The sequence below is a fragment of the Candidatus Angelobacter sp. genome (assembly GCA_035607015.1).
Lineage (GTDB): Bacteria > Verrucomicrobiota > Verrucomicrobiia > Limisphaerales > AV2 > AV2.
This window is the reverse complement of record DATNDF010000142.1, coordinates 1-7,552: the sequence shown is the minus strand read 5'-3', so window position 1 is coordinate 7,552 and position 7,552 is coordinate 1. Positions and strand designations below refer to the sequence as shown.

Sequence of the window (7,552 nt, the reverse complement as noted above, 5' to 3'; positions counted from 1 at the left end):
ACGCGATGCCTTCGGCCGCGCCGGCCCGCTCGCTTCCGGTGAGGAGTCTGGCAACCTCAACGTACCGGCGCACCGCCTCGGCCCGGGGGTCGCGTTCGTGGAGCGCGATGAGATTGGCCTGCATGACATGCGGCAAAAGCGCGGCGCAAACGGCGCCATGCGGGGCGGGGAACATTCCACCAATGGACGCGGCAAAACCATGCACCGCCCCGAGACCGGCGTTGGCCAGCGCCAGTCCGCCAAACAGACTCGCCAGCGCCATGTCTTCGCGCGCGGCCTTGTCGGCGCCGTTGTCGAAGGCGTGCCGCAACGAACGCGCCGCGCGGCGGATCCCTTCGGTGCAGATCGCATCGGTCAACGGGTTTGCCCGGCAGGAAACGTAGGGCTCGATGAGTTGCGTCAATGCATCGAGACCGGTACTGGCCGTGATCGCCGGTGGCAAATTGTATGTCAATTCCGGATCCACAAGCGCGACTCTTGGGAGCATCAGCGGACTGCGCAGGCTGACTTTGACGCGGTGTTCGGGCGAGGCGAGCACGGCATTGCGCGTGACCTCGGCGCCGGTTCCGGCGGTTGTGGGGATCGCAATGAAGGGCGCAGGTGGGTTGATCAGCGTCCTGCCACGGCCGATGACTTCCAGATAGTCGAGCACATCTCCGTCATTCGTCATCAACGCGGCTATGGCTTTGCCGGCATCAACCGCGCTGCCACCGCCGAAGCCGATGACGAGGTCGCACCGCTTTTCTTTGGCGCACCGGACTCCGCGAACAATCGAATCGATGGCCGGTTCTCCTTCGATCGGGAACACCGACGGGAGGAGACCCGCCGACTCCAGCATGTCGAGGAGAAGTTGCGCGCGATCAATGCTCCTGCCGGTCACGACGAGCGCGCACATCCCGAACGATCTGGCAATGGCACTGATCTCCCTCAGCGCGCCCGCGCCAAAGATGATCCGGGTTGCGGACGCAAACTCAAAACGCGGGGTTGGATTCATTTCAGAGAGGCGGCCGCCGCCATTTGCGCCCGAATGCCACGAACGTCGGGAGAATTCGCGGTCCCGCGCTTTCACCAACCCGCATCATCGGGAAACACGTTGACGAGTTTAACGCTCGTGCGCGGCCCGGCCATCATCGGCGCGACTGCGTCGCGCCACTTCGCGTAATGGGCTGTTTCTTTGTGCTTCGCAGGCGCATCCGCGTCGCGATAAACTTCGACGAGCACGAAGCGGGTCGGATCGTCCTGTTGTTGCGCCACATCAAAGCGCGCGATGCCCGGTTCCTTGACGCTGTTGCGCGCATTTTCGAGCGTCGCGGCCTTGAAAGCTTCGACGTGTTCGGGTTTCACGTGGACCTGGACATGGACGATTAGCATGATTGGTTATGGAGTGTAGGTATGGCGGAGCTGCGGAGCAACTCGCATGGCCCGCATTCTCCGTTCCCTGTTCGGAGCGTCATTCAGTCCTTTCTTTCGAGACCGACATCTGGCATTGCTCGCCGCAAATCATCGCACGGATGCCACTTTGCGATCGCCTCCGATGCACCAGAGATGCTTGTGCGTGCGGAGCAGCAACCCCCCGTCGCAAGGCACGAGCGAGGCATTGGTCGTTTCATCGCCGATGCTGTTGACGGCGACGACTTCAAACGCAGGGCCGGCCTTGAGCACAATGACATCGCCGGATTGGTTCACCGCGTAAATCCTGTCGCCGGCAAGCAGGGTGGAAGACCAGGAATCGCCTTTCGCGCCCTTCTTCGGCATTCGCTCCTCCCACGACTGCCGCCCCGTCTTCAGGTCAATACACTCGGCAAACCCCTCCATGTTGACCAGAAACATCCGGCCGTCCACGACGACGCCGGAGCCGCAGCGGTTTTTCTTTGCGCGCTCCTCGAGCCACACACGTTCTGCGGCGGTGACGTCACCGTTGCCGCCGGGCTTCACGGCGATCGCGCCGCCAAAAAAACCGCCCATTGCCACGACCAATCCGTCCGCGCAAACCGGTGAGGCATAAACGAGAGGACTCAGACCTTCGCAGGTCCAGAGCTGTCTGCCGGTTTGCGGATCGAACGCGGCGAGCAGTGTCGGAAAACTCATCACCAGTTCGTCGTGTCCCTTCGCCCTGACCAGGAGCGGGGTGCTCCAACTGCCGACATAGCCGGGCTCGCGTCCCTTGAAGCCGTCGCCGCGACCGGCGGTCTTCGCCGGTGGTTCGGCGAACTTCCAGACGGTCTCGCCGGTTTTCTTGTTCAGCCCGAGCAGTTGAGCGCCGGAACCCGGGCCGTGATAGACAAAGCAGAGGTCCCCGTGAATCACCGGTGACGAAGCGTAACCCCACTCGTGTTGCTGCCTCCCAAGATCGCGGTGCCAGAGCTCTTTTCCCTCGAGATCAAAACAACACACTCCGGCCGATCCAAAGTAGGCGACCACGCGCGCGCCGTCCGTCACCGGAGACGCCGAGCAATGTGGATTGGCCTCGTGTGACTCGTCCTTCTCCCGGTAGTTGACACCAGATTGCCACAGTATTTTGCCGGTCGCGCCATCAAGGCACATCACCGTGCGCCGGTTCTCAGCTTCAAGTGCCTGCGCAAGAAAGATACGATCACCCCAGACGATGGGTGTGGAGTTTCCCGCGTCGGGCAGCTGAACTTTCCAGCGGATGTTTTTTGAATCGCTCCACTCGGTCGGAAGGTTTCTTTCGCGCGTCGTTCCGTCTGCATCTGGCCCGCGCCAGGCCGGCCAGTTCGTGGCGCTGGCGGTTGTCGTGAACAGAGCGATGACCGACACAAAGAGGGCTGGCTTCATTGAGTTGGTTTTAACACAAATCCTTGGGAATTGGAGGATTTTCTTTCATCTTGCCCGCGAGGCAAGGGTGTGGAAGGTTCTCCACACTATGAGAAGAATCTTCGCGATTCTGCTTTCCTTTGCCGCCGTGCTGCTGGTCCCGTCAATTCTGTGCGCACAATCGGCCCGGCAATTGACGCGAAGAGTCGTTACTCCGGCCAACGACCCGCGGTCCGCGAGCCGCGCACCCGCACCCAAGCCGGCTCCCACGCCGCCCGCGCCTGTTCCGGCGAACACCAACACGGCCGTTCCTGCGCCGCCACCGCCCGCCGATCCTGAGAAGGCCAAACTGGAAACCCTCAAAAAAACCATCGAGTTTCAAAAAAAGCGCGCTGCAGAAGGCTCCCCATCCGCTCAGTACGAGCTGGGACTGCGTTACCTCAACGGTGACGGCGTTGAGAAAGACGGAGCTGCCGGCATGAAACTGCTGGAGGAATCAGCGAAACAGGATTACACGCTGGCGAAACGAAAGCTCGACGAGTTAAAGGAGAAGAAGAAAAAGTAGCAGCGGCCTGTCCGGTGCCGGTCGCCGGACTGTTCGACATCAGGAGGTTCCGTTTTTCGTGAGAGTAATAAGAACAGGTTCCGCCGGGCAGAATGAATCACACACGGTTTCGCCCAGTCAAATGCAGGACGCTTATGCTGGCCACGTTGATTATTCCGTCGTCGGGAGGAGTTTCGCAGACTTACCCGCTCCGGGTTGAATATCAAGGCGGCAGGCCGGTGCTCTTCTCAGCTCGCGGTCATACGATCGATGGCGCCTATTTCCGTCTCTTGAGAGACCGAATGGGGGCCCGAATTGAAACCAATGACTTATCGGTCGTCGCGGGGGTGCTCGGGCTTCCTTCGGGAGAACCCGGGTTGGGCGCGCAACTCTGATCGCCGCAATGCGCCGTCGTTGCAACCGCCAGTCCCGGCCGCAGGGGAGGTTTCAACGAATCAGCGGAATCTATAAGCTCCAGCCACTCCGGTACCCGCGGCGGATTAAATGGCCGGCCTCCGGGGCGTTGCGCGCCTTCAGGTTCTTTCCGTCCCATTCGATCTTCTTTCCCGCGCGCAACGCGACGTTGCCGAGCAGGATCGTTTCCGTCAGTGGGCCGGCATAATCGAAGTTGGAGAAAGCCGGAGGCCCGCCCTTGCACGCCGCGATCCATTCCGCGTAATGACCAGCGGAGCGGGGGATTTTTTTCGAAGGAGGCTGAAAGCCCTTCCATTGATTTTCCGGGAGCAGTTCCGTTTTTCCCTGCATCAGCACGAGCCGCCCTTTCTGGCCAATGAACACGGACCCGTTCTCCGGGAATTTTTCGCCGTCGGCGAGGTCGAGCAGCTCGCGCGGAGGCAGCTTGCCGCCGTCGTGCCAGGTCAGTTTCACCGGCGGCAACGAACCGCGGGCCGGGAACTGATAATGCACGACAGACCAGCTTGGCGCGGTTTCGTTGTTTACCGGCGACGATTCGGTTTCAACGCTTTCAGGATGGCCGAGGTTGAGCGCCCAGAACGCGGCGTCAATGATGTGGCAGCCCATGTCGCCGAGCGCGCCCGTGCCGAAATCCCACCACCCGCGCCATTTGAACGGGTGATACGCGGGATGATAGGGCCGCATCGGCGCGCTCCCTATCCAGAGGTCCCAGTCGATGCTCGCGGGGACGGGAGGAGTGTCCGTCGGCCGCGTGATGCCCTGCGGCCAGATTGGCCGATTCGACCACGCATGCACCTCGCGCACTTCGCCGATGACACCAGCCTGCACCCATTCCACCGCCGAGCGGAGCGACTCGCTCGCGTGTCCGCCGTTGCCCATCTGGGTGGCGACCTTGTGTTCGCGCGCGGCCAGCGCGAGCTGGCGCGCTTCGTAGATGTCATGGGTGAGGGGCTTTTCACAATAGACGTGCCTGCCGAGTTTGAGGGCAGCCATCGCGGCGACAGCGTGGTTGTGGTCTGGAATCGTGACCACAACAGCGTCAAGGTCCCGTTGCTCGAGCATCTTTCGAAAGTCGCGATACCTTTTCGCGCCCGGAACTTTTTGTGCCGCCGCATTGAGGAAGTTTTCGTCGATGTCGCAAAGCGCAACGATGTTTTCGACCGAAACGCCCCTGAGATTCTCGGCGCCTTTGTTGCCCACGCCGATGAGGCCGATGTTGAGTTTCTCGTTGAGTGATTTGGCGCGCAAAAAAGCCGGTGCAACGAGCAAAGTCGTGGCCGTCACGGCAGAGGAACAAAGAAAATGGCGTCGCGAGATGACTGTTCTAGGCATGGGTAATGGCTAAACCACGAAACGAAACGGGGCAAGGAGAAATTCCCCTGTGTCGGCCGCGCGCGGCGAACCGCCAATCAATGGCTGCAACCGCATCCGTGTCCGCATGAACCGTGGTCGAAATCCTCCGCCAGCGGCAGGCGGCCCAGCTCGAATGTTTTAGCGACGTACTGGCTGACGGATTCCTGCACCTGGTGCATTATCTGTTGGGCGTCAAGAAACCCTTTGGCGACCGGGTTGCCAAGGAATGACTCGCGCCGCTTCTCGAAATCCGCGATCTCCGTCATGTCGAGCGGCGCGCCCGTCTGTTGTTTGTGCTGCAACATCGCGCCGCGATCGCTCAAATCCTGGTATTGCGCCTTGACGCCTTCGTCCGCCAGAAAGGCGTCCACTTGCCGGCGGATCGTCTGGAAATCAAGCTCGACGATGATCGCCTGGCAAAGCTCTCTTGTCTTTTGCAGGATGGCCTCGTTCTCGGTAATCGTTTCCATATAACGCGGTCACTCTGCGCCCGGATTCGCCTTCTGTCGAGCAGGAGATTTGTTGAACGCCTTTTGCGTCAGTTTCGCGCCCGCCGCTTTTCGTCGGCTTTCCTTCATTTTATTGCTCCACCCCCGCGTCAGAGTTCCCCGACGTATTGCTTCAAAGTTTTTTTGGCAGCCAACAAACCGGCCTCTTCGAGTTGGATTCCCGCGAGCGGCGTGCCGTCGTTCGCGCCGTGGTCGCGAAACACCGGATCATGCCGGCCTTCGATGTTCAGATCCGAATCATATCCGGAGCGCAGTAGCGCGTGGATGATTTCCGCCCAGTCCGCCTGTCCGAAACCGGGGAAGCGGTGTTCCGCCACGCCGGGATGGCAGATGCCGTACGTTTCGAGCAGGGACCGGTTGATGTAGGCGTCCTTCGCGTGAACGTGAAAAATTTTCCGTCCGAACTTGTGGATGTTCGCGACGGGATCGATGAACTGGCAGAGCAGATGGCTCGCGTCCCATTCGATGCCGAGGTTCTCGCACTTCGTCGCATTGAACAACCGCTCCCACATCGCCGGCTGGCCGAGCATGTTGTAGTTCATCAACGGCAGGTGATACGCCCCCTGTGGACAATGCTCGAAGGCGATTCGCACGCCTTTTTCCGCGGCGAAATTTGCCAACGGCTCCCAAAACGCGAGCAGTTGCGGCAGATAATTCTCGAACGGCTTGTAAACGACGTGACCGCCCCGATCGTCCTGCTCGGTTTCAATGATCGCGCCCGCGAATCCGGCGACCGTGTTCACGCCGATGTGCGCCGCCACGTCGATGGCCCGCCGGAACGCGGCTCGGGCAAATTCGGTTTGTTTCGGGGCAAGCGGGTTTTGATAGAGCGCTCCGATGGCCGAAACGCGGATGTCGCGCGCCCTGGCGTCGGCCGCGAACTTTTCGGCGAACGGTTTCCAGTCCGCGTGGCCCGGCCCGGCCGGACTGTCATGGAAACACATCCACTCCATGGACCGGAAGCCCAGGCGTTGCGCCCGGTCCAGATCCTCCACCTCGCCGCGTGTAAGAATGCCGACTCGCATGGCTCAGAAACCGAACAAAACCACCCAATGCAGCGGTTGTTGGTCAACCGAGGCTAAACTCGGAATGGAGGATTAGAAAATTATTTTTGACTATTTTTGTCGCGGAGCGTTCCATGCCTTGGCGGTGCCTTCAGACTGCTTTGCGAAAGGCAAATATGAAAACGGTTGTCCCTCCGGTGATGGCGTGCTTAGGCTGCCTGTTTGTTTTGGCCCAATCGGGGCGCGCGCAGGTCAACATCTCTTTCGAGTACACCTTCGACACCGGCTTTCTCTCGGGCAATGCCACGGCGCAAGCGGACCTTCAGGCGGCGGCAAACGCGCTGGCAGGTCGCCTGACTGATTCACTGTCTGCCATCACACCGAGCGGCCAGAATTCGTGGTCGGCCACGTTTTCCAATCCGACCACCGGCACCCAGCAAAGCGTGAACAATTTATCGGTGCCGGCAAATACCATTGTCATATACATCGGCGCACGCGATCTGGGCGCCTCGACCCTCGGTCTGGGCGGCTTCGGTGGGTTCAACGCCTCCGGAACGCAGTCCTGGGCGGACCTGATTTCGCAGCGCGGCCAGGCCGGCGCGCCCAATACCGATTTCGGGCCTTGGGGAGGATCCATTTCTTTCAACAACACCACTTCCTGGTACTTCGATTCCGACCCTTCGACGGTGGATGTGCCTGGGGGTCAAAGTGACTTTTATTCCGTCGCCTTGCATGAACTTGGGCATGTGTTGGGGATCGGTACCGCCACATCGTGGAACAACAAGATTAGCGGAGGTCAGTTTACCGGCGCTGCTTCCGTCGCGGCGCATGGCGGTACTCCCGTGCCCCTGGATGCGAGCGGCGGCCATTGGGCAAATGGCACGACCAGCACCCTGCCCGGCACTTCGACGCTCCAGGAGGCCGCGATGGAT

General features: G+C 60.6%; 8 protein-coding genes. 2 read left to right on the top strand and 6 right to left on the bottom strand.

What is annotated here, in order from left to right:
* The 3 genes from VN887_05815 to VN887_05805 all read right to left on the bottom strand — a co-directional run.
* Positions 1 to 994 (bottom strand): iron-containing alcohol dehydrogenase (locus VN887_05815; protein HXT39521.1); only part of this gene is annotated, 994 nt, incomplete at its 3' end.
* Positions 995 to 1,065: 71 nt separating this feature from the next.
* Positions 1,066 to 1,371, bottom strand: coding sequence for a putative quinol monooxygenase (locus tag VN887_05810; protein ID HXT39520.1), 306 nt, complete (start codon positions 1,369 to 1,371; stop codon positions 1,066 to 1,068).
* 129 nt (positions 1,372 to 1,500) lie between these two features.
* The gene (locus tag VN887_05805) at positions 1,501 to 2,796 is read right to left on the bottom strand and encodes a PQQ-binding-like beta-propeller repeat protein (GenBank protein ID HXT39519.1); all 1,296 of its coding nucleotides are present in this window, start codon (positions 2,794 to 2,796) and stop codon (positions 1,501 to 1,503) included.
* Between the two features lie 88 nt (positions 2,797 to 2,884).
* Here VN887_05805 and VN887_05800 point away from each other — a divergent pair, with 88 nt between their 5' ends.
* Entirely contained in the window at positions 2,885 to 3,340 is a 456-nt protein-coding gene (locus VN887_05800; protein HXT39518.1) for an SEL1-like repeat protein, read from the top strand.
* Between the two features lie 444 nt (positions 3,341 to 3,784).
* Here the strand turns inward: VN887_05800 and VN887_05795 are convergent, their stop codons facing one another.
* The 3 genes from VN887_05795 to VN887_05785 all read right to left on the bottom strand — a co-directional run bounded on the left by VN887_05795 (position 3,785) and on the right by VN887_05785 (position 6,641).
* Positions 3,785 to 5,086 carry a Gfo/Idh/MocA family oxidoreductase gene (locus tag VN887_05795; GenBank protein HXT39517.1) on the bottom strand — a complete coding sequence of 434 codons (1,302 nt, stop codon included), beginning with the start codon at positions 5,084 to 5,086 and terminating at the stop codon, positions 3,785 to 3,787.
* Positions 5,087 to 5,163: 77 nt separating this feature from the next.
* Positions 5,164 to 5,577, bottom strand: a complete 414-nt coding sequence (locus VN887_05790; GenBank protein ID HXT39516.1) for a YlbF family regulator — start codon at positions 5,575 to 5,577, stop codon at positions 5,164 to 5,166.
* Between the two features lie 128 nt (positions 5,578 to 5,705).
* On the bottom strand, positions 5,706 to 6,641 hold the full coding sequence (locus tag VN887_05785; GenBank protein ID HXT39515.1) for a sugar phosphate isomerase/epimerase: 936 nt from the start codon (positions 6,639 to 6,641) through the stop codon (positions 5,706 to 5,708).
* 155 nt (positions 6,642 to 6,796) lie between these two features.
* Between VN887_05785 and VN887_05780 the strand changes: the two genes are divergently transcribed.
* Positions 6,797 to 7,552: peptidase M10A and M12B matrixin and adamalysin (locus tag VN887_05780; GenBank protein ID HXT39514.1), on the top strand; the 756-nt coding region annotated here is incomplete at its 3' end.

Coding starts and splice junctions, on each gene's coding strand:
- VN887_05810 (HXT39520.1), bottom strand. CDS start 1,371: ATGCTAATCGTCCATGTCCAGGTCCACGTGAAACCCGAACACGTCGAA.
- VN887_05805 (HXT39519.1), bottom strand. CDS start 2,796: ATGAAGCCAGCCCTCTTTGTGTCGGTCATCGCTCTGTTCACGACAACC.
- VN887_05800 (HXT39518.1), top strand. CDS start 2,885: ATGAGAAGAATCTTCGCGATTCTGCTTTCCTTTGCCGCCGTGCTGCTG.
- VN887_05795 (HXT39517.1), bottom strand. CDS start 5,086: ATGCCTAGAACAGTCATCTCGCGACGCCATTTTCTTTGTTCCTCTGCC.
- VN887_05790 (HXT39516.1), bottom strand. CDS start 5,577: ATGGAAACGATTACCGAGAACGAGGCCATCCTGCAAAAGACAAGAGAG.
- VN887_05785 (HXT39515.1), bottom strand. CDS start 6,641: ATGCGAGTCGGCATTCTTACACGCGGCGAGGTGGAGGATCTGGACCGG.